Genomic DNA, 19,516 nt, shown 5'->3' with positions numbered 1-19,516 from the left:
TATGTCAACAACAGAAAGAGTGATTGGACATACTGGCACGATACTGATGAAGGATAAGAATGGGGGTACGGTACTGATTAGTCGAAAAACCTGGTATAACAGGCTTCACTAAATAATAGTACCGTACCCCATATTTCTAAGGCTTATATTTTTGTGTTCTTTTTCTTTGCGCGGTTTTCAAGCTCTGTGTGGGGCTCTTTTGCTATCTCAGCATCAGGGCTCATTCCTTGAGGGTTGACGCTGGACGATCTTTGTCCCTTTCCTGCGCTTTTCTTTGCCAATTTTCTTCACCTCCTTGTTATAAGGTAGGCGGTAAGAGCAAAAGTTATCCTTTTCACAGCAGGAATGTTGTTTTTTGCTTCATTTTTCGATAAGGTAATAAACAGTGTAGTGTTTGATAGGTTATCACTGAAGAAAATGTGGAATAATACCAAATGTCAAATGCTGAGAAATTTTACATAATTGGAGGCAATACAATGGAAATCGGATTAGTCGGGCTCGGGAAAATGGGCTTTAATATTGCACAGAACATGCTTGATAAGGGCTATAAAGTTATTGCAACAGATACAAATGCAGACACAGTAAACGACATCGCTTCAAAAGGTGCAAAGGGTGCAGCTTCTCTTGAGGAACTTGCAGGTGCTTTCACTGGACGCCGTGCAGTTATCCTTCTCGTTCCTGCTGGAAAGATTGTCGATCAAGTTATCTCAGAACTGAAAACTCACCTTACAGAAGGCGACATCATCATCGATGCTGGAAACTCCATGTATAAAGATACTCTGCGCCGTTACGAAGAGCTGAAGGCTGACGGCATTCACCTTGTTGATGTTGGAACGAGCGGAGGAACTGAAGGCGCTCGTTACGGGATCTGCGCGATGATGGGCGGAGATGAAGATGCAGTCAACTACCTTGCGCCAATGTATGAGAGCATTTCGGTTAAAGACGGGTTCATGATTACTGGACGTGCGGGAAGCGGACACTTTTTGAAGATGGTTCATAATGGAATCGAGTACGGCATGATGCAAGCGATCGGAGAAGGCTTTGAAATTCTAGACAAGAGTGACTTCGATTATGATTATGAGGCGGTTGCGAAAGTGTGGAATAACGGCTCTGTTATCCGCAGCTGGCTGATGGAACTAATGATTAATGCGTTCTCCAAGCAGCCTAATCTTGAAGATATCCGCGGTGTGATGAATTCTTCAGGTGAAGGCATCTGGACAGTTGAAGCAGCACTTGATTTCCAGGCATCTGCACCGGTTATCGCATTGTCACAGTTCATGCGCTTCCGTTCTCTTGAAGATGACACGTTCCACGGCAAAGTTGTAGCAGCGCTTCGCAACGAGTTCGGCGGACATGCAGTCGTAAAAAAATAAGCAAATCTAAGAACCTCTGCTGCATGAATAGCAGAGGTTTTCTATATCTTAAGAAGTGATATTAGTTAACTGGGTGAAAATGATAAAGGAAACCGTACGTTTATTCAAATTTCCTATATCATAAAAGAAAGGGCGTTCGAAATATGGAAACGGAAAAATTTATAAAAGAATCACGGACGGTTAAATCAGCAGTCGTTCTTCCTCCTGATACGAATAATCATAAAACACTTTTCGGCGGGAAACTGATGGCTTATATTGATGACGTTGCAGCTATTGCAGCAATTCGCCATGCCCGAAAGCATGTTGTTACGGCTTCGACTGATTCGGTGGATTTTCTTCATCCGATAAAGGAAGGTCATGCTGTCTGTCTCGAGGCATTCGTTACGTGGACACATAAAACATCTATGGAAGTGTTTGTGAAGGTTATTGCAGAAAACCTTTTAACAGGTGAAAGAAAAGTGTGTGCCGTTTCTTTCCTCACATTTGTAGCTCTAGGGGAAGACGGAAAGCCCGCTCCAGTACCTAAAGCCGTCCCCGAAACGCCGGAAGAAAAATGGCTGAACGAGCATGCTTCGGAAAGAGCTGTCGCAAGGAAAAAGCGAAGAGAAGAAAGTAAGAAGCTCGCTCTTGAATTCGGTGTTAAAAAGCCATGGGATGAAGCATAAGCCCAAAGTTTTATTTTTACAGAAAATGCTTTTCTTTTTTGCGATGCAGGTAAAATATGCTATAATTAAGATACCTTTTTCCAGCCAGGGATACGAGAACCCTGGTTTATTTTTTTGCCTTTTTTCCTTTGTTTTATGATTATTTATAAATTCCAAGAAACGAGAGAGCAGGTCCGAGTAATTCGGCTGCTCTCTTTTTTCTATTTCTCTGTCAAACGGCCTCATACATATCGAAATTGCATATGGTGCATTTTATAAAGAGAAGGAAAAAAGGACGGACACCTATGAAAAAGAATCGAAATAATCGTCATAGTAATTCAATGAATGAAGAGCAAGACATGCCAGTCAATTTAGAAGGTACGTCGTCAGCTTCAGAAAATAATACAGACGATGGGGCATCCAACAGCGTAGTTTCAAGTTCAATAGAGCATGTAATTACATACATAAAAACAGAGCTTGGCAACCCGGGGGATCTAGTTGTCAGGCATCTGAATCTTGAAGTAGGACTGAAAATAAAAGCGGCGGTTATTTTCATTGATGAATTGGTAGACAGTCAAAAGATTGCGGAATTTGTCATTGAGCGGCTGCAGACTGTTCCAGTTCATATTAAAGATATGCCCGCAACCTTTGGTGAATCTTTTTATTTTATTAAGGAGAACAGTCTCTCGTTAGGTACTGTTGCTGAAATAGAGAATTACAATGATCTGCTGGATGGGTTGCTGGCAGGGAATACTGCCATCTATATCAATGGTTTTCCTAAGGTTCTTATGGCTGAGGCGATCGGAGGAAGCTCGCGCGCTATCCAGGAGCCAACATCCGAAGTTGTCATTAGAGGTCCAAAAGAAGCTTTTACGGAACTGCTGAAAACAAATATCGGTCTGGTGAGAAGAAAAATCAGAAGCAGCGATCTTCGGGTTGAACAGATGAAGCTTGGCAGAGTGACAAAAACGCCGATCGCCCTGCTGTATATAAACAACATCGCGGATCCAAAGCTTATAGAAGAAATGAAAACCCGGCTTGAAAGGATAGATGCCGACAGCATTTTGGAGTCCGGACAGCTTGAGGAGTTTATTCAAGATGAAACGTTTACTGTGTTCCCGCAGCTGTTCAGCACAGAACGTCCGGATGTAGTGGCTGGTGACTTGCTTGAGGGAAGAGTAGCTGTCATGGTAAACGGCACTCCGTTTACATTAATCGCTCCGACCCAGTTCGTGCAGTTCTTCCAATCTCCCGAAGATTATTACATGCGTTATGATATCGGCTCATTCTTAAGGATGCTTCGGTTTTTTGTATTCATTGTTTCATTAATTGCGCCATCTATTTATATTGCTTTAACGACCTTCCATCAAGCGATGATTCCGACGACGCTGTTATTCGGTCTTGCAGCACAGCGGGAAGGGGTGCCGTTTCCAGCCTTTGTCGAGGCTCTCATGATGGAAATAACGTTCGAAATTCTAAGAGAAGCAGGAATACGCATGCCTCGTCCTGTTGGGGTAGCAGTGTCAATTGTGGGGGCGCTTGTTCTTGGTCAAGCGGCTGTTCAGGCTGGCCTCGTATCCCCCGTAATGGTAATCGTTGTCGGTATTACTGCGGTGGCAAGTTTTGCTGTTCCATCTTTTGCTGTGGCCACGTCGGCCCGTTTGCTGCGGTTTCCGCTTATGCTGATCTCTTCAATATTTGGATTTTATGGGCTGACATTAGCATTGATTGTTATTATCGCTCATCTGACAAGCCTCAGATCTTTCGGTGTTCCTTATTTGAGCCCGATCGCCCCGTTTAACATGGATGATATGAAGGATGCATTTTTCCGCTTTCCCATTAAATCCATGCTTAAGCGTCCTTCATTAATTTCACAGAAAAACCGTGTGCGAATGACCAATCACGAAACTCAGAAAAGCAGGGGGGAATGACGGATGAAAAGAATCACGCTGTTTCTTTCATTAATCACACTTCCTTTTCTTTCAGGGTGCTGGGATCAGCACGAGCTCGATGAGTTGTCTATCGTGATGGGCATCGGCATCGACCGTGCTGATAACGGAGAAATGAGGGCTTCTTTTCAAGTTGTAAACCCTTCTGAAGTATCACCGGGAATAGGCGGCGGTGGAGGAGGGAAACAGCCGAATTTTACAGTATATACGAGCAACGGGAAAAACCTGATGGAAGCGACAAGGAATGCTTCGCGCCAGACACCGAGGAGGCTGTTTTTTGCACATGCGCGTATATTGGTGCTTAGTGAAAAAGTAGTAAAAGAAAAAGGGATTTACGATACTCTCGATATGATTTCCCGTGATCCGGAAGTCCGTTCGACGATTCAGGTTTTTATTGCAAGAGGTACGGATCCTGGTACTATTTTAGAAACGTTCTCTGCGATCGATAAGGTTTCAGCAGATGAAGTGGCATCTAAGCTTGAAGTGTCGGAAAAGGTGTGGGGAGAAAATATCGGCATGGATATTAATGAAGTGCTTCAGTCGATGATCAGCCAGGGAAGCGAACCTATTATCAATGGATTATCACTGAGAGGAGATGACGAGCAAGCCATTACAGCAAAAAACTATGAAGCAGGTAAGCCAGCGCGTCTTTACTTAAATGGTATGGCGGTTTTTAAACACGGGAAGCTGAAAAAATGGGCGGATGGAAGTAACGCGAGAGGTATTGTTTTTGTCAAGGACAACATTAACTCTTCTGTAATTAACATAGACTGCGAAGGGAAAAAAGACAGTGTGGCAATTGAAGTTGTTCGTTCTAAAGTAGAACTGAAAGCAGATATGAAGGGCGAAATACCGCGTATAAAGGTCACTGCTTATCCGGAAACAAATATTGCAGAAGCTAACTGTCCTGCAGATTTTGAGAATAAAGATACAATATTTAAACTTGAGAAGCTGCTGAATAAAGAAGTAGAAAAGGAAATAAAAGCATCGATTAACTTTGTGCAAAAACAAAAAACGGATGTTATCGGCTTTGGAGAACTCATTTATCGGACTGATCCGAAAAAATGGCGGAAAATCCGCAAGCATTGGGACAAAACCTTTCCTAAGATAGAGGTGACTGTAGAAGCGGATTCGCGAATAAGAAGACCGGGAATCAGGACTTCTCCTTTCCAATATGAATTAAAAAATGAGGCGGACAGATGAGAGAACAATATAAGATCAGTATTAAACAATACTTCACGCTTATCGTTTTGTTTGAACTGGGCAGCGCGATATTAGTCGGACTTGGAATGAATGCTGGCAGAGATGCGTGGCTGGCTGTATTAATCGGTCTTGTGGCAGGGGTTTTTCTATTTTTGTTGTATATTTATATGTTTAAACAGTTCCCTGAACTGCCTTTGTCTAAATACTTGCCTTTAATAGTGGGTAAGCATTTTGGAAAAGTGCTGAACATGCTGTATATGCTGTACTTTATGTATTTGGCAGCGCGTGTTTTAAGGGATTTTGGAAGTCTTCTCCTATCCGCGGTATTTGTGCAGACACCTATCATCGTCGTAAACAGTCTTATGATTTTAACCATTATTTACGTTTTGCACCTTGGGTTTGAAGTGCTGGCAAGAACCGGTGAGATTTTCTTTGCTCTTACAGTGTTGATCGGTCTGTCAATTTTCGTTCTAGTATTAGGTGCTGATATTATGAACTGGAATTATATCAAACCTATAGCAGGTGAAGGATGGATGCCCGTTCTGAAAGCGTCCTTTCCGGTTACTCCCACATTTCCATTTGGTGAAATGATCGCGTTCACGATGCTTTTTCCGTATTTGAGGACAAAGAAAAAAGCCTTAAGTATAGGTCTTACGGCCATGATTTTAAGCGGTTTAATTTTAAGCTTAACAGTAGCTGCTGACATCGCGATCCTTGGAGGGCATGTGGCTACGCATGTCTTCTTCCCGCTGTTATCCGCGGTAGCCAAGATTAACCTTGGTGAATTTATTCAGCGGCTTGACGCCCTTGTGGTATTCACATTAATTACGGGAGGATTCTTTAAAATCGCGGTGTTTCTGTATGTTTCCGTTAAGATAGCGCAGGACGTATTCTCCGTAAAAGAAGAACGCAGTCTGCTCATGCCGCTTGGAATCGTCATTTTATTTGGATCTGTTGCTGTTGCATCTAATTTTGTGGAACACATTAACGAAGGGCTTAACATCGTGCCTCACTTTATCCATGTTCCTTTTCAGCTCATCATCCCTGTTTTCTTTACGGTTATCTATCTGATAAGGAAAAAAAGCATCAAGAAGAAGCTCGCTTCCGGTTCTTCCACTTTGACATAGCAAATGACATGAAAGGGAAGAAAAGAAAGAACAGCGTAATCACGTACTCAATTTTGTCGACATATTTAAAAAAAGACAAAAATGAACGGTGCATTACATCCATTGGACCCATTCCTATGGAATAGTCCAGGATGAAGATTATGATGGTCATGCAAAAGAGTGTAAAAAGATAAATGATTAATGGTTTGATCACTGCAATCACCTCATGGTTAGTTTTATCCTGCAGTGATTCATTCATCCAGTCAAAAGGGGATGATTACATGTGCGGAAGGTATTTTTTGTATGCGGATATAGAAGTGATAGTCGATGCTTTTGATCTAGATCAAGAGCTGGAGTACGAAAAGCGCTACAACATTGCTCCGAGCCAGGGTGTGCTGGCTGTTGTAGCTGGAAGAAATGCATATAAAGCGGGATATTTGGAGTGGGGATATCCTGTATTTTATGAGGGAAAAGCAAAACCGGTCATCAATGCAAGGGCTGAGACTGTCAGCGAAAAACAGAGCTTTCGCGAGTCGTTTGCTAAGCGCCGCTGTCTTATTTTAACAAGCGGATATTATGAGTGGCGTCCTGAGGGCAGAGGGAAGCAGCCTTACCGGTTTACTAAAAGAGATGAAGGCTTATTTGCATTCGCGGGCATCTGGACCCGAAATCCTGAGAAGAAAGAGAAACCAGCGGCATGTGCCATCCTGACAAAGCAGGCAGACCATTTTTTTGAGCCATATCATCACCGTATGCCGATGTTTATGTCAATCGAAGAAGGTAAGAAGTGGCTTTCCTATCATGATGATGAACTTACGAGAAATTCTGAATTAAAATTAGAAGCGATTCCTGTTTCTGCAGCTGTTAACAACGTGAAAAACAACGAACCAGGCTGCATTGAGCCGATTACGAACTAAATCGCTCATTTTTAAAACAAAGTTCGAAATGAACATTTTTATAAACGCAAAAAAGGACAGCGTGTCTCTGTCCTTTTCGAAGGGTGCCTTAACGGCGGTATCCTCCGCCAAGCTGCTGCTCAGCCATTTGTACAAGACGTTTAGTGATTTCACCGCCGACAGATCCGTTAGCGCGTGAAGTTGTGTCAGGTCCTAGTTGTACACCAAATTCTGAAGCGATCTCATACTTCATTTGATCAAGCGCTGCTTGAGCTCCAGCAACGACTAATTCGTTAGAGTTGTTGTTGCGTGCCATATGTATCACCTCCTTGTATGTATAGTGTTGGGTTAACATTGGTAATTTTATGCATGCATAAAAAAATATTTTTCCTGAGATGTCCTTATTAAATGGTTGTCAAAGCAGACCTGAGCCTTCATAATTTCTATAATATGTTAACAGATCATGGAGGGCAGATTATGAAAATCAATCGGCTGAAAGGCTTCTTTCTTGCAATTATTGGTGCTTCGCTTTGGGGGTTTTCAGGAAATACAGCGCAGTATTTATTTCAAGAGCATCACATTCAAGCTGAGTGGCTTGTTTCTGTCCGTATGGTTATAGCTGGATTTTTGCTTCTTATTCTTGCGGGCATGCAATCGAGCAGAAAAGAGATCGTAAACATATGGAAAGATAAGAAAAGCCGTTTGGAGCTTGTGATCTTCAGCCTTGCAGGAATGCTTGGTGCACAGCTGACTTTTTTTATCTGTATAGAAAAAGGGAATGCCCCGACAGCGACCCTGCTGCAGTTTCTTGGTCCGGTTTTTATCACGCTGTATGTGAGTTTAAAATTGATGAAAGTGCCTGCTAAACACGAATTTGCCGCGATATCATTTGCTCTCGCAGGAACCTTTCTTCTTTTAACGAATGGCAATTTGGATAAAGTAGCCGTACCTGCGGATGCAGTATTCTGGGGCGTGTTGTCTGGGGTTGCGGTCGCTGTATATACGGTTTATCCGGTCCAGCTTTTAAGGAGATGGCCTTCCTCCGTTATTGTCGGCTGGTCGATGGTAATCGGCGGAAGCGCTCTTTCACTATGGACGATGCCATGGACTACTGATGTTCCTAACTCATTTGAAGTATGGGCATTACTTGCTTTCGTGATCGTGTTCGGCACATTGCTGCCTTTTTATCTTTACCTTGACAGCTTGCGTTACATAACAGCGACAGAGACCAGTCTTCTTGGAAGTGCAGAACCGCTCGTCGCTACATTTGTTTCTGTTATCTGGCTGCACACTTCGTTTGGACTTTATCAGTGGGCAGGCGCATTGTTTATCATATTGACCGTATTCTTATTATCATTGCCTAGCACAACTCCAATAAAGGCAGAATCTTCCCGTGCACTTTAATTGACATCAGTCCTAGAAAGTCTGAAGATAAACAGGAGACTGAAACTACAGGAGTTGGCAGCATGAACGATAAAATAGTTTTCTTTGATATTGATGGCACGCTTGTAAATGATGAGAAAAAAGTGCCGGATTCCACGAAAGAGGCACTTCATAAACTTCGGAAAAACGGAATCCACACAGCTATCGCTACGGGACGAGGACCATTTATGTTCAAAGACCTTCGCAGCGAGCTCGAGCTGGACTCTTTTGTTTCATTTAACGGCTCATATGTCATGTTTGAGGATGAAGTCATTCATAGCACGCCGCTGAATACAAAAGTATTGGAGAAGCTGGAGAAAGAAGCGGAGCAGATGGGTCACCCCCTTGTTTATCTAGATCATCAAGGAGCGACAAGCAACGTGGAAAAACATGAGATCATCGAAGCTTGTACGTACAATCTGATGCCGTCTTATCCAATTCATTCTCCGCAATATTATAAACAGAATGATGTCTATCAAGTACTGCTGTTCTGTCAGGAAAAAGACGAGCTTCCTTATAAAGACAGCTACAGCGATACTTACGGATTTATCCGTTGGCATGAGCATTGTCTTGACGTTCTCCCTCACGGAGGATCGAAAGCAAAGGGTATTGATGCATTCGTTGATAAGCTTGGGGTCAAAAGAGAGAATATCTTTGCGTTTGGCGATGCACTAAATGATTTGGAGATGCTAAAAGCGGCGGGTACTGGAGTTGCGATGGGTAATGGGCTTTCAGAAGCAAAAGAGGCAGCTGATTTTGTCACGAAGAGTGTTGATGAAGACGGAATCTATTATGGATTAAAGCATTTAGGCCTTATTTAAACAAAACGATCAGAGGTGCATGAGTTTGGACAACTGCGGTCTTGTATTAGAAGGAGGCGGCATGCGCGGTGTTTATACAGCCGGTGTGCTTGATGTTTTTATGGAACGCGATCTTTATTTGCCCTATGTGATCGGTGTTTCAGCAGGGGCATGCAACGCGACATCTTATTTGTCGAGGCAGCACGGCCGGAACCGTACGGTGAACGTGGATTATATTACCCACCCGGAGTACCTTTCCTATAAAAATTGGCTGTTCAAGAAAAAAGGATTGTTCGGCATGGATTTTATTTTTGACGATTTGCCGAACAAGCATGTGCCGTTTGATTTTGAATCCTTTAACAAAAGCACAGAAAAATTTGTGATCGTTGCAACCGACTGCCATAGCGGAAATCCGGTTTACTATGAAAAAAGTGAACACCTCCCGCACATGCTAACCTTGCTGAGAGCATCGGCATCGCTGCCTTTTATGGCCCCGGTCATCACGTATCAAGATATGCACTTGCTAGATGGAGGAATCAGCGATCCGGTCCCAGTGAAAAGAGCTGTGCAGGACGGATTCCTTCGCAATGTCATCGTGCTGACGCAGAACAAAGGCTACCGCAAGAAAAAGCCACGGATGACATGGCTGATTAAGAAAAAGTATCCTCAATATGAAGGGCTGTTTACAGCACTCGTGAACCGCTATGAAAAATATAACGAAACTCTCGACTATATTGAACACGAAGAAGAAAAAGGGAACGTGTTCGTCATCCGCCCTTCAGCAAAGCTTGATGTAGGACGCATAGAGCGCAGCCCTGCCAAGCTAAGTGCTCTGTACGACCAAGGCCGCATTGACACCATCGAAGCCTTCGAGGGATTGTCTGATTGGCTCAGCCATACAAAAGAAAAGATTACTTCCTAAACAACAACTTTAAAGAATTCAGAGAAGATGTTGATCTCCGTTTCAGGCGCACGCCCCGCGGAAAGCTCAGCACCCTGGAGCGGAGATCACCGCTCCACAATTTGTTTAAAGGACTTTTTCATTTTCTGTTAGTAGATCTTCTGAATAATGTCTTCAATGTCCGGTTCTTTCATCTGGATATCGACGGGTTCGCCCCAGCTGCTTACTTCTTTAAGCAGCTGAGGTGCAGATAAGATGCTGCGGTCGTAATGAATAATCACCTTGCTGTCTTCCCATTGAAGTCTTTCGAGACCTAGAGGGGCTGCAGCGGCTACTTCCGGTTTACTGGTGTACTGCACTTCCATGATGCTCGGCAGCCCGATCGTCTCCCTCATCTCCTCGAGTGTTCCATCCAGGATAATCCTTCCGTGGTTTATTACAATTACCCTGCGGCAAAGCTGTTCGATGTCATCCATATCGTGCGTAGTCAGAAGCACGGTCTTCTTTTCATTTTCGTTCAATTCCTTTAAAAATGCCCGAATTCCTGTTTTGGCAACTACGTCCAATCCGATTGTCGGCTCATCCAAGAAAAGAACGTCTGGGTTATGAATCATTGCGGCAGCAAGATCACCTCGCATCCGCTGGCCGAGAGAAAGTTTTCGGACAGGGGTCTCTATGAACTTCCCGATATCGAGCATATCGTCGTACAGCTTTAAAAAGCTGTTGTAATCTTTATCGTTCACTTTATACATTGCTTTCAATATTTCAAAAGAATCCCGCAGCGGCAGATCCCACCAAAGCTGTGTTCGCTGGCCAAATACGATGCCGATGCGTCTTGCATTATCTTTTCTATTTTTCTGCGGAGACAGCCCTCCGACCGCAACACTTCCCGAAGTGGGGTGGAGGATGCCTGAGAGCATTTTAATCGTCGTTGATTTCCCGGCGCCATTCGGTCCGATATATCCGACGAATTCACCTTCACCTATCGAAAATGAGATGTCATCCACAGCTTTTACAAGAGTGTGTTTTGCTGAAAACAGAGAAGCTAATGATCCCATCATGCCTTTTTTTGTTTCATAAACTTTAAAATGCTTGTTCAGATTGGTTGCTGTAATCATGCGTTCTTCCTCCTTTAGCTTCCTGTACTGTGATAATGCTTAATGCCGATATGCCACATAATCAGTGAGAACGTTAAAAAGACACCAGCAACTGCTGCAGGAGTGATCAAGTACCACCATTCTCCGCCTTTTTGAAGCAAGTACATGACGGGCACATAGTTCATGAACGCCACAGGTATGACGGTGAAAAAGATAATCTTGAGCAAGCCAGGATATATGTTCATCGGATAATTGGCAGCTGTGAAGGGCGCATACAGTGTAAAAGTTTGAAAGTCTTTAATTTTTTCTGTCCAAAAAGCTAGTGCAGCAGTAAGGACTCCGACAGCAAAGCAGATAATAAGTCCTGTCAAAACAGCCACAGGGAGATAGGCGATCAAGAGCAAGGTCGCTTTTCCTGTTTTCATAAGACCAGCTACAGATATCGCTATAATAATAAGCCCCTGAATCGCACCTCCTATTCTTGAAAGATCGATATTTCTTGTCAGCAGCAAAAACAGAGGAGAGACAGGCCGGATTAACAGACTATCAAATTCTCCGTTCACCATATACCGTTCAAAATCGTGAACTTCCGCTCCTATTACTCTGTAAAGAGAAATAGCGATAGAAGAAATGCTGTAAAGGAGGCCAACCTCGTAAAGATCCCATCCCTTCACATCATCGAAGCGGCGGAGGATGGCTGCGAGCATAATAAAGTCAACCGCCATGATCATCCCGTATGAAACCATTGAAAAGATAAAGTTCATCTTATATTGCATGCGTGACTTCAGGCTGCCTGAGATCAAAATAAAATATAGTTTCATAAGACGTGCTCACCCTCCTTGAATTTCAATTTTGGAGCGAGCGATGTTTGTCACCCAAAAACTGATCATTGTCAGTGCAGCTGCCCATGATGCCTGAATCAGCAATACATGCGGAGCCGCTTTCTCTAAGTACATCATTACTGGATAATAAAGGACACATGGAAAAGGAGTGAGTGCCACAATAGAATAAATTGGTTTGGGAAGCAGATCAATCGGTACCAGCTGACCGCCGAAACCGAACAGGAGTGTGATGAGAACGAAATGTGCCCATGAGATTTCCGTCGTCCAGATTGATGAGATGCCGACTAAATATGTAAGATTTAACGATATAAAAATTGCAAGGATGGCCGATATAAAAATATAAAGAAGAGATACAGCGTTTTCCGGAACATAGAAGCCGACCGTCAATACATAAACGAGCGCGATAGGAATAGAACGGAAAAGCAGGTTGTAAGCGATTCTTCCTGCTTCCTGAACAGTTACATAAGAAAAGTAATGAACAGGTCGGGCAAGCTCCATAGTGATGGCGCCGCTTCTTACACCGTTCTGTATGTTTAAGCCGGCTGTCAGAAAAACAGTGAGCCACAAAAACACTTGACCGGTACCGATGTAATGGACCATATCCTGGATGCTGTAAGGGCTCCCGCTTTCCTTTCCAGTCAGTACCCCAACCCATACCGCCATAAAAACAAAACCGAAGATTGCACTTGCCGCGTTGTTGATCAGATGAGCGAGCCTATACTGCATATTGCGCAAAAAGCTTTTTTGAAACAACAGCCAATAAATCATCGTATCCCCCTTCTCGTAAACACACAGGATATCAAATTTAGCAAATATTTCAAATCAACGCAATAATTTATTGGAGGTTTTTTTATGAATTGTACTTCTTGCACCGGTATAGCGGCATTGGCTGAAAAAGGAGATATCGCCATCAGCCATCCGAACCCATCTATCATGTCTACTTTAGGATTATTATTTTCTGTGACGGAGACGGGCGGAATTATAACTCTGCCATACAGCAATCTTGATGATGTTCAGAGGCTGATTTCCTCTCTTGAAGATGAATACAGCAGTTACGCTTTATCTCATTTTTCGTTTCAAATGATCTCAGAAGAGGATGCAGCACGCACAACAAGTGTATCTTTCAGTGAATTCAAAGAAAGAGTAAAGCGGCCTGATTTGTACAGCGTCATTGCCAGCGGGCTTTTTACAACTCACTGCCAGCCTATCGTTAATTTACAGTCAGGAGAAGTTTATGGGTTCGAACTGCTTCTTCGGCCTATTGAAGGCGCCCCGCACTTTTATCCATATGAGCTTTTTCAGTTTGCTCAAAAAGCTGGCCTGCAGTCACTTCTCGACAGCAAGGCAAGAGTCGAGTCCATCCACAATAGCTCGAAATATTTACCAGAGGGATTGAAGCGCTTTATTAATTTTTTGCCGTCCTCTATTTATGATCCGAATCATTGTCTGAAAACAACGTTTAAGGCTGCTGCTGAAACAGGCACAAATCCTGCTGACTTAGTCTTCGAAGTGGTGGAAACAGAAGAGATATTAGACATGGATCATTTGCAATCAATTTTGGATGTTTATAAGGAAAAGGGCATGAAGGTTGCCCTAGATGATCTTGGAGCAGGGCATTCAACAGAGGACGTGCTGAAACGGCTCAATCCTCATTTTGTGAAAATAGACCGTGATATTATTTCGTTTTGCGATCTGAATTCTGATAAGCAGAAGAAATTATTAGACACAGTCAAGACGGCCAGTGAAATCGGCACCATTGTTCTCGCAGAAGGAATAGAGCGGGAAGAAGAAGCTGAATGGTGCAGGGAAGCCGGGATACACCTTGCTCAAGGATATTATTACGGAAAACCAGCACCCCCAGAGACGTATTATAAAGAAGCTCTTCTCTAAAAGGTTGTTGCCTTTGAGCGATTTGTTTTGTTTAGCCTTTAGCAGGATTGCAACAGAAGGTTAACTCAACCGCCGCATGAAACAGAAATCAATTATATCTTTAGTTTCTTAATGACAAATGTACAAGCACGTTGAGTTTTCAGCACATACAATACCATATCTGATATTGTTTAAAGGTTGTGCTGCAAAATGAACGCTGATTTTATAAATAAACATGGATTCTTTGTGAATTCGATGCCCAAAAGCGGTACCCATCTAGTCAAACAGATGCTTAAAGGGATACCAGAACTGCATCATGATCATACGATGGAGCTTTACATGGGATTGCCTGAACAGCTTGAAAGCCATTTTAAATTGTTAAACAGCCTGCAGCCTCATCAGTTCGCTGCAGGACACGTCTATCATTCTAAAGGGTATGCAGATTTCATAAAAAGCAGAGGAATCCGAAAAATACTCATTATTCGTGATCCTAGGGATGTACTCGTATCCTACACGTATTTTATGACATACAAGTATCCTTATGGCGATGTCCACAAAGTTTTGAAGTCTATGAAGACTCAAAAAGAGCGCTACATGGCTCTAATAAAAGGGGGATTCTTGCATTACGGTTATCCACATCCTTCTTTTGAAAATTGGTTAGGCGGGTATGCCGGCTGGCTGAATGAACCTGTTCTCATCCTTCGCTTTGAAAATCTTGTAGGCTCCGAGTCTGTGAAAATGGCAGAAATAACAAAGCTGGCAGAATGGATCATAAATGGAAGGCTGGAAAACCATTTCAGTCCTGCAAGCCTTGCACGCAAACTGGCTGAAAACATTAATCCATCTACTTCTTTAACGTTCAGATCGGGTAAGACAGGAAGCTGGATGAATGAATTTGATGAAGAAGTTCAGGAGCTGTTTATGAAAGAAGCAGGCAGTCTGCTGCCCTTATATGGCTATAAATGAAAGGCTGGTTTTCTTACTTGAAAACTGGCCATTTTTTTATTGAAAAATAAGTGAAGAAAAACTTGGAATATGCCTCATAATCTAGTAATCTATAAAGAGAAGTTTTTGTAATATAATTGTAATGTTAAGTGCAATTGCTGGGAAATAAATAAAATATTTTCCTGATGAAAAATAGAGGAGCGGTCGCGTTGGTGACGAAAGTTGAGCCACAAAAAAAGAAAAAAACACATATCCCTTTCCGTTTGAATGTCTTGTTTCTTGTTGTCTTTCTACTGTTTTCTACACTGATCTTAAGATTAGGTGTGCTTCAAATTGTCAACGGTGAAGAAAAACGGCTTGAATCTGAAGCAACGGTTGAACAAGTTGCGAAGAAAGAAGCACCTCGCGGCATCATAACAGACCGTAACTACCGTGTTGTTGTCGATAATGATCCCTACTTTTCTGTTACATATACGAAAACAAGCGATACAACACAAGAGGACACATTGAAAGTCGCCCGCTGGTTAGCAGAGCGTTTTGAAATAGATGAAAAAGAAATTAAGCGGATTACCGAACGAGATAAAAAGGATTATTTTATCGTAACAAACGATGTAAAGAAACTGCTCAACAAGAGGCTAACTCCGAAAGAGAAAAAGCTGAAAAACGATAAGCAGTATAAAGCCTTAGTAGAAAAAATCACGAAAAAAGACCTTAAGACATTGTCAGAAGAAGACTTGAACATCATCGCGATCAAGCGGAAGATGGACCAAGGCTATGCGTACTCCGCTCAGCCAATCATTTCGGAGCTGAAAAATGAACAGATCTCGCTTATATCCGAAAACTTGGACAGCCTGCCGGGAATCGATATTATGCCGGATTCAGAAAGAAAATACCCGTTTGGCAAATCAGCCCTTTTTGGAGAAGTTAAACCGATCCCGAAAGAAAGCATGGATAAGCACCTTGCTCTTCAATATGACAGGAGCGACCGAGTAGGCGTCAGCGGCATCGAAAAGCAATATCAGGAAGTGCTGCGGGGAACGAAGGAAATGGCTGTCTACCTGACAAATCAGAAGACAGGGAGCACTTTAGGTGATCCGAAAATAATTGAAGGCAAGCGCGGGAAAGACTTAACCCTGACGATTGATATGGAACTGCAATTCAAGCTTGCAAAAATAGTGGAAGAAGAAATACTCGCGGCCAAACCGCTGCCAGGAAACGATATGCTCGACAGTGCCTATATCGTGATGATGGATCCTAGAACAGGAGAAATTATCGGACTCGCAGGAAAACGCTATAAAAATGGAAAGTTCATTAACGATGAATATGGTGCTCTGTTCAACGCCTATGCGATGGGATCCTCTGTCAAGGGCGCGACGATGCTGACAGGGTTTCACAGCAAAGCAGTCCATATTAATGAACCTATCTATGACACACCGAAAAAATTTGGCGCGATTGAAAAATCATCTTGGACAAATATGGGGCTTATCAACGATACGACTGCCCTGCAGCGTTCATCGAATATCTATATGTTCGAGATTATGCAGCGAATGATCGGTCCGGAACATTATACCGAAACGTACGATGAGGTACGCTATTTCTTCAGCCAGTTCGGTCTTGGAGAAATGACAGGTATTGATTTTCCAAATGAATCAACAGGTTATAAAGGGCCAGTCCAGAAAGGTGTGTTCGGTACATTGCTTGACCTGGGTATTGGTCAGTTTGACACCTATACACCGATCCAAATGGTGCAGTACGTCTCAACGATTGCTAATGGCGGATACCGTATGAAGCCTCAGCTCGTAAAGGAAGTCAGGGAGCCACGGACGGCGCCTGACAAAGAAGGCAAGTTGCTTCACCGCTTCGAGCCTGTTGTTCTTAACAAGATTGATATGGAAGAGAAGTATATTGAACGAGTGCAGCAAGGCTTCTGGGAAGTTATGCACGCACCAAGAGGTACGGCGAAAGGTTATTTTGATGACGTCGAAAAATACCATAACCCTGCAGGCAAGACAGGTACTGCGCAGGTGAGATTAAAAAAGAACGGCGGAATCGTAGAGAAAAACAATCTGACACTTGTCGGCTATGCACCTTTTGATAACCCGCAGATCGCCTTTACTGTAGTGGTTCCTCATGCGACAGCACAAAACGGCATGCAGCGCATCAATAAGTTTATCGGACAGCGTGCACTTGCTGCGTACTGGGAACTGCAAAAAAAATACGGCAAGGATGCTGAAACTGTAAACGCATTGATGAAGCAGCCTGGTGAAAATGAAGAAGCCTCCGCTCAATAGAGCAGGGGCTTTCTTTTTGTTCCACTTTAAGAAAGAATAATTTTTTAACAAGGAAGAGGTTCGGCGTTGTCAAAAAGTTTAGGTGTAAAGTATAAGTGCAACTAAGGCTGAGTTAAAGTCTTTGGCGTCAGCCAAGTTTTCTAATAAACCGCATTAAATCCGCATTTGTACCGTAGCTTCTTTTTTATACGAGCATATGCTGAAATTGTAAGAAGAATATGGATTTGAAGGAGGAAACAAAATGTCGTACGGTTATGGAAACAGTTTTGCATTGGTTGTCGTTTTGTTCATTTTGTTGATTATCATCGGGGCGTCTTATTGCTGCCGTTAAAGATAGCGGAGATCAAAAAAAGCACCTGAATCACATTTTCCCCTTCCAAATGGCAAAACCCTGCGGCTTCAAGCCTGCAGGGTTTTGTTTTGTTATTTCAATGCTTTTTTCATAGTCTCCACATTATCCTGCATGATGGAAAGATAGTCACGTTCTGACTGAATATCATTCTTTGTTAGTGTTTCCAGGTTATGGAGAGTCAATGTGCCGGCTCCAGTTTCTTTTTTGATGGACTTTGCGACACTATTGTTCACGTTCTCCTCGAAGAGAATGTAGGAGATGTTTTCTTTTTTTACATACTGAATTATTTTTTCAACTTGTTTTTGGCTAGGCTCATGTGAAGGCGAGAGCCCGCTGATTGACATCTGTTCAAGACCATAGCGCTCAGCCCAATAGCCATATGCAGCATGTGAAACGACAAACGTTTTTTTCGGTGAAGATGAAAGTTCTTTAAAGGATCCGTCAAGTTTTTGCAAATCTTTTTCCAAAGCTGCAAAGTTTTTTTCAAACTCTTTCTTTGCAGAAGGCTTTTGTTTCACAAGGCTGTTCATGATGTTCTCAGCCATCTGCTGAGCAAGAACAGGATCTAGCCAAATATGAGGATCAAGTCCAGATTCCGCATGACCGTGGTCATCGTGTTCATCAGAGCCATGCTCATCCTCTTTATGTTCTTCTTCATGCGCATATTCGATGCCTTTTGCAGCATTGATGACAGGAACATCCTCGTTTTTCAGCGTATCAGCTATAGAGGAAGAAAACTCGTCCGTTCCCCACTTGTTATAAATAAAGGCATCGCCTTCGGTCAGTTTTACCATTGTTTTCGTGGAGGGTTCGAAAGTGTGAGCATCGGCCCCAGGTGGAACGATGGATTCTGCCGATACATGCTTTCCACCAATTCGTTCTGTGAAATATTGCAGAGGATATAGCGTTGTATAAATGTGCAGCTTGCCGTTGGATTTGTCAGCTGTTTTCTGTCCGCACGCAGCAAGCAGGATAGTAAGTATGAATAAAACAGGCAGTATTTTTTTCATGATGGAATTCCCCTTTCAAATAACAAAACTATTATAAACGTAATGGTTACGATTTGTAAAGATTTAAGACATTTTTCCTATGATAACCGTTTGAAATTACCATAAACTTATTGAAAAGGGTTTAATCACTGTAAAATTAGTGAATATATAGGATGCTGAAAAAGGCGGTCTAAGTTTCAGTCTGATATAATGAAAAGGGCTGCAACTTTTTTTACACTATTAGAAAGTATAACTTTTTTGCACAGAAGAGAAATTGAGCCGTAAAAAAGTTAAGGTTCATAGTATATGGTCAACTAAGGCTGATAAAAGGGTTAATGTCAGCTAAGTTTTCTTTAAAAGGAGTGCACGAGACAACGATGAATATTGCATTTTATTTATTGCCAAAAGATGAAGTGAAATTCCTTAATCCTGAAGCCACTATGAGACAGGCACTTGAAAAGCTCTCCTATCACAAATATACGTCTGTGCCGCTCGTAACTGAAAACGGAAAGTATGTAGGGACACTGACAGAAGGAGATTTATTGTGGAAGCTGAAGGAAGCACTCGACATCAGTTATGACTCAGTCATGAAAACGAAGCTCAAAGATATTCCGCAGCGCGCAAATAATTTGTCTGTATCGATTAACTCAAACATGGAAGATTTAATTACACTTGCAACCGATCAGAACTTTATACCGGTCACAGATGATAACGGATACTTTATCGGCATTATCAGGAGACGGGATATTATTAAGTATTGTGCAAACATGATTTGGAAAAAAGATGCTGCAACTGAAGGGAAGGGCTAGGGCAGGCAGCCTTAGCCTTTTTATCAGC

21 protein-coding genes are annotated in these 19,516 nt (G+C 42.6%); 14 read left to right on the top strand and 7 right to left on the bottom strand.

Features of this window, described 5'->3' with window-relative positions; all coding sequences use genetic code 11:
- Positions 1–143 precede the first annotated feature (143 nt).
- Entirely contained in the window at positions 144–281 is a 138-nt protein-coding gene (sspL, locus tag CGZ90_RS04745) for a small, acid-soluble spore protein L (protein WP_094251170.1), read from the bottom strand.
- A gap of 195 nt (positions 282–476) precedes the next feature.
- On the opposite strand from sspL, the gene gnd reads away from it, so the two are divergent.
- The 5 genes from gnd to CGZ90_RS04720 all read left to right on the top strand — a co-directional run bounded on the left by gnd (position 477) and on the right by CGZ90_RS04720 (position 6,296).
- A complete protein-coding gene (gene gnd, locus CGZ90_RS04740) occupies positions 477–1,373 on the top strand; it encodes a phosphogluconate dehydrogenase (NAD(+)-dependent, decarboxylating) (protein ID WP_094251169.1) in 897 nt (298 codons plus the stop codon).
- Between the two features lie 143 nt (positions 1,374–1,516).
- On the top strand, positions 1,517–2,038 hold the full coding sequence (locus CGZ90_RS04735) for an acyl-CoA thioesterase (protein WP_094251168.1): 522 nt from the start codon (positions 1,517–1,519) through the stop codon (positions 2,036–2,038).
- 284 nt (positions 2,039–2,322) lie between these two features.
- On the top strand, positions 2,323–3,948 hold the full coding sequence (locus CGZ90_RS04730; protein WP_165766767.1) for a spore germination protein: 1,626 nt from the start codon (positions 2,323–2,325) through the stop codon (positions 3,946–3,948).
- Positions 3,949–3,951: 3 nt separating this feature from the next.
- A complete protein-coding gene (locus tag CGZ90_RS04725; protein ID WP_094251166.1) occupies positions 3,952–5,169 on the top strand; it encodes a Ger(x)C family spore germination protein in 1,218 nt (405 codons plus the stop codon).
- Positions 5,166–6,296, top strand: coding sequence for a GerAB/ArcD/ProY family transporter (locus CGZ90_RS04720; protein ID WP_094251165.1), 1,131 nt, complete (start codon positions 5,166–5,168; stop codon positions 6,294–6,296). Before CGZ90_RS04725 ends, CGZ90_RS04720 begins: the two co-directional genes overlap by 4 nt.
- On the opposite strand, the gene CGZ90_RS21335 is transcribed toward CGZ90_RS04720, so the two are convergent.
- A complete protein-coding gene (locus tag CGZ90_RS21335; protein ID WP_486598935.1) occupies positions 6,256–6,447 on the bottom strand; it encodes a YczF family membrane protein in 192 nt (63 codons plus the stop codon). The two genes, CGZ90_RS04720 and CGZ90_RS21335, sit on opposite strands and share 41 nt — an antisense overlap.
- Positions 6,448–6,556: 109 nt before the next feature.
- On the opposite strand from CGZ90_RS21335, the gene CGZ90_RS04715 reads away from it, so the two are divergent.
- A complete protein-coding gene (locus CGZ90_RS04715; protein ID WP_165766766.1) occupies positions 6,557–7,192 on the top strand; it encodes an SOS response-associated peptidase in 636 nt (211 codons plus the stop codon).
- An 88-nt stretch (positions 7,193–7,280) separates the two neighbouring features.
- Here the strand turns inward: CGZ90_RS04715 and CGZ90_RS04710 are convergent, their stop codons facing one another.
- On the bottom strand, positions 7,281–7,487 hold the full coding sequence (locus CGZ90_RS04710; protein WP_066288466.1) for an alpha/beta-type small acid-soluble spore protein: 207 nt from the start codon (positions 7,485–7,487) through the stop codon (positions 7,281–7,283).
- A gap of 161 nt (positions 7,488–7,648) precedes the next feature.
- On the opposite strand from CGZ90_RS04710, the gene CGZ90_RS04705 reads away from it, so the two are divergent.
- The 3 genes from CGZ90_RS04705 (at position 7,649) to CGZ90_RS04695 (ending at position 10,315) form a co-directional block, all read left to right on the top strand.
- Positions 7,649–8,575, top strand: coding sequence for a DMT family transporter (locus tag CGZ90_RS04705; RefSeq protein ID WP_094251163.1), 927 nt, complete (start codon positions 7,649–7,651; stop codon positions 8,573–8,575).
- A gap of 62 nt (positions 8,576–8,637) precedes the next feature.
- Complete coding sequence (locus tag CGZ90_RS04700) at positions 8,638–9,414, top strand: Cof-type HAD-IIB family hydrolase (RefSeq protein ID WP_094251162.1); 777 nt, start codon at positions 8,638–8,640, stop codon at positions 9,412–9,414.
- Positions 9,415–9,433: 19 nt separating this feature from the next.
- Complete coding sequence (locus CGZ90_RS04695; RefSeq protein WP_133063550.1) at positions 9,434–10,315, top strand: patatin-like phospholipase family protein; 882 nt, start codon at positions 9,434–9,436, stop codon at positions 10,313–10,315.
- 128 nt (positions 10,316–10,443) lie between these two features.
- On the opposite strand, the gene CGZ90_RS04690 is transcribed toward CGZ90_RS04695, so the two are convergent.
- Genes CGZ90_RS04690 through CGZ90_RS04680 form a run of 3 tightly spaced genes read right to left on the bottom strand, consistent with a single transcriptional unit; the run spans position 10,444 to position 13,001 of the window.
- Complete coding sequence (locus tag CGZ90_RS04690; protein ID WP_094251160.1) at positions 10,444–11,412, bottom strand: ABC transporter ATP-binding protein; 969 nt, start codon at positions 11,410–11,412, stop codon at positions 10,444–10,446.
- A gap of 14 nt (positions 11,413–11,426) precedes the next feature.
- Positions 11,427–12,212: an ABC transporter permease gene (locus tag CGZ90_RS04685; protein WP_094251159.1), complete on the bottom strand. Its 786-nt coding sequence runs from the start codon at positions 12,210–12,212 to the stop codon at positions 11,427–11,429.
- Positions 12,213–12,221: 9 nt separating this feature from the next.
- Entirely contained in the window at positions 12,222–13,001 is a 780-nt protein-coding gene (locus CGZ90_RS04680; RefSeq protein ID WP_094251158.1) for an ABC transporter permease, read from the bottom strand.
- Between the two features lie 84 nt (positions 13,002–13,085).
- Here CGZ90_RS04680 and CGZ90_RS04675 point away from each other — a divergent pair, with 84 nt between their 5' ends.
- From CGZ90_RS04675 to CGZ90_RS04660, 4 genes are all read left to right on the top strand, one after another.
- Entirely contained in the window at positions 13,086–14,123 is a 1,038-nt protein-coding gene (locus CGZ90_RS04675; protein ID WP_094251157.1) for an EAL domain-containing protein, read from the top strand.
- A gap of 189 nt (positions 14,124–14,312) precedes the next feature.
- Positions 14,313–15,068, top strand: coding sequence for a sulfotransferase domain-containing protein (locus CGZ90_RS04670; RefSeq protein WP_094251156.1), 756 nt, complete (start codon positions 14,313–14,315; stop codon positions 15,066–15,068).
- Positions 15,069–15,259: 191 nt separating this feature from the next.
- Complete coding sequence (locus CGZ90_RS04665) at positions 15,260–17,338, top strand: peptidoglycan D,D-transpeptidase FtsI family protein (RefSeq protein WP_240515378.1); 2,079 nt, start codon at positions 15,260–15,262, stop codon at positions 17,336–17,338.
- Positions 17,339–17,579: 241 nt separating this feature from the next.
- Positions 17,580–17,669: a YjcZ family sporulation protein gene (locus CGZ90_RS04660; protein WP_094251154.1), complete on the top strand. Its 90-nt coding sequence runs from the start codon at positions 17,580–17,582 to the stop codon at positions 17,667–17,669.
- A 92-nt stretch (positions 17,670–17,761) separates the two neighbouring features.
- Here CGZ90_RS04660 and CGZ90_RS04655 read toward each other — a convergent pair whose 3' ends face one another.
- A complete protein-coding gene (locus tag CGZ90_RS04655; protein ID WP_094251153.1) occupies positions 17,762–18,700 on the bottom strand; it encodes a metal ABC transporter solute-binding protein, Zn/Mn family in 939 nt (312 codons plus the stop codon).
- A gap of 356 nt (positions 18,701–19,056) precedes the next feature.
- Between CGZ90_RS04655 and CGZ90_RS04650 the strand changes: the two genes are divergently transcribed.
- Positions 19,057–19,488 carry a CBS domain-containing protein gene (locus CGZ90_RS04650; protein ID WP_094251152.1) on the top strand — a complete coding sequence of 144 codons (432 nt, stop codon included), beginning with the start codon at positions 19,057–19,059 and terminating at the stop codon, positions 19,486–19,488.
- Positions 19,489–19,516: the final 28 nt, after the last annotated feature.

This window comes from Fictibacillus aquaticus (assembly GCF_002245695.1).
GTDB lineage: Bacteria > Bacillota > Bacilli > Bacillales > Fictibacillaceae > Fictibacillus > Fictibacillus aquaticus.
The sequence above is the reverse complement of the archived record's forward strand: the minus strand, read 5'-3'. Positions and strand labels throughout refer to the sequence as shown.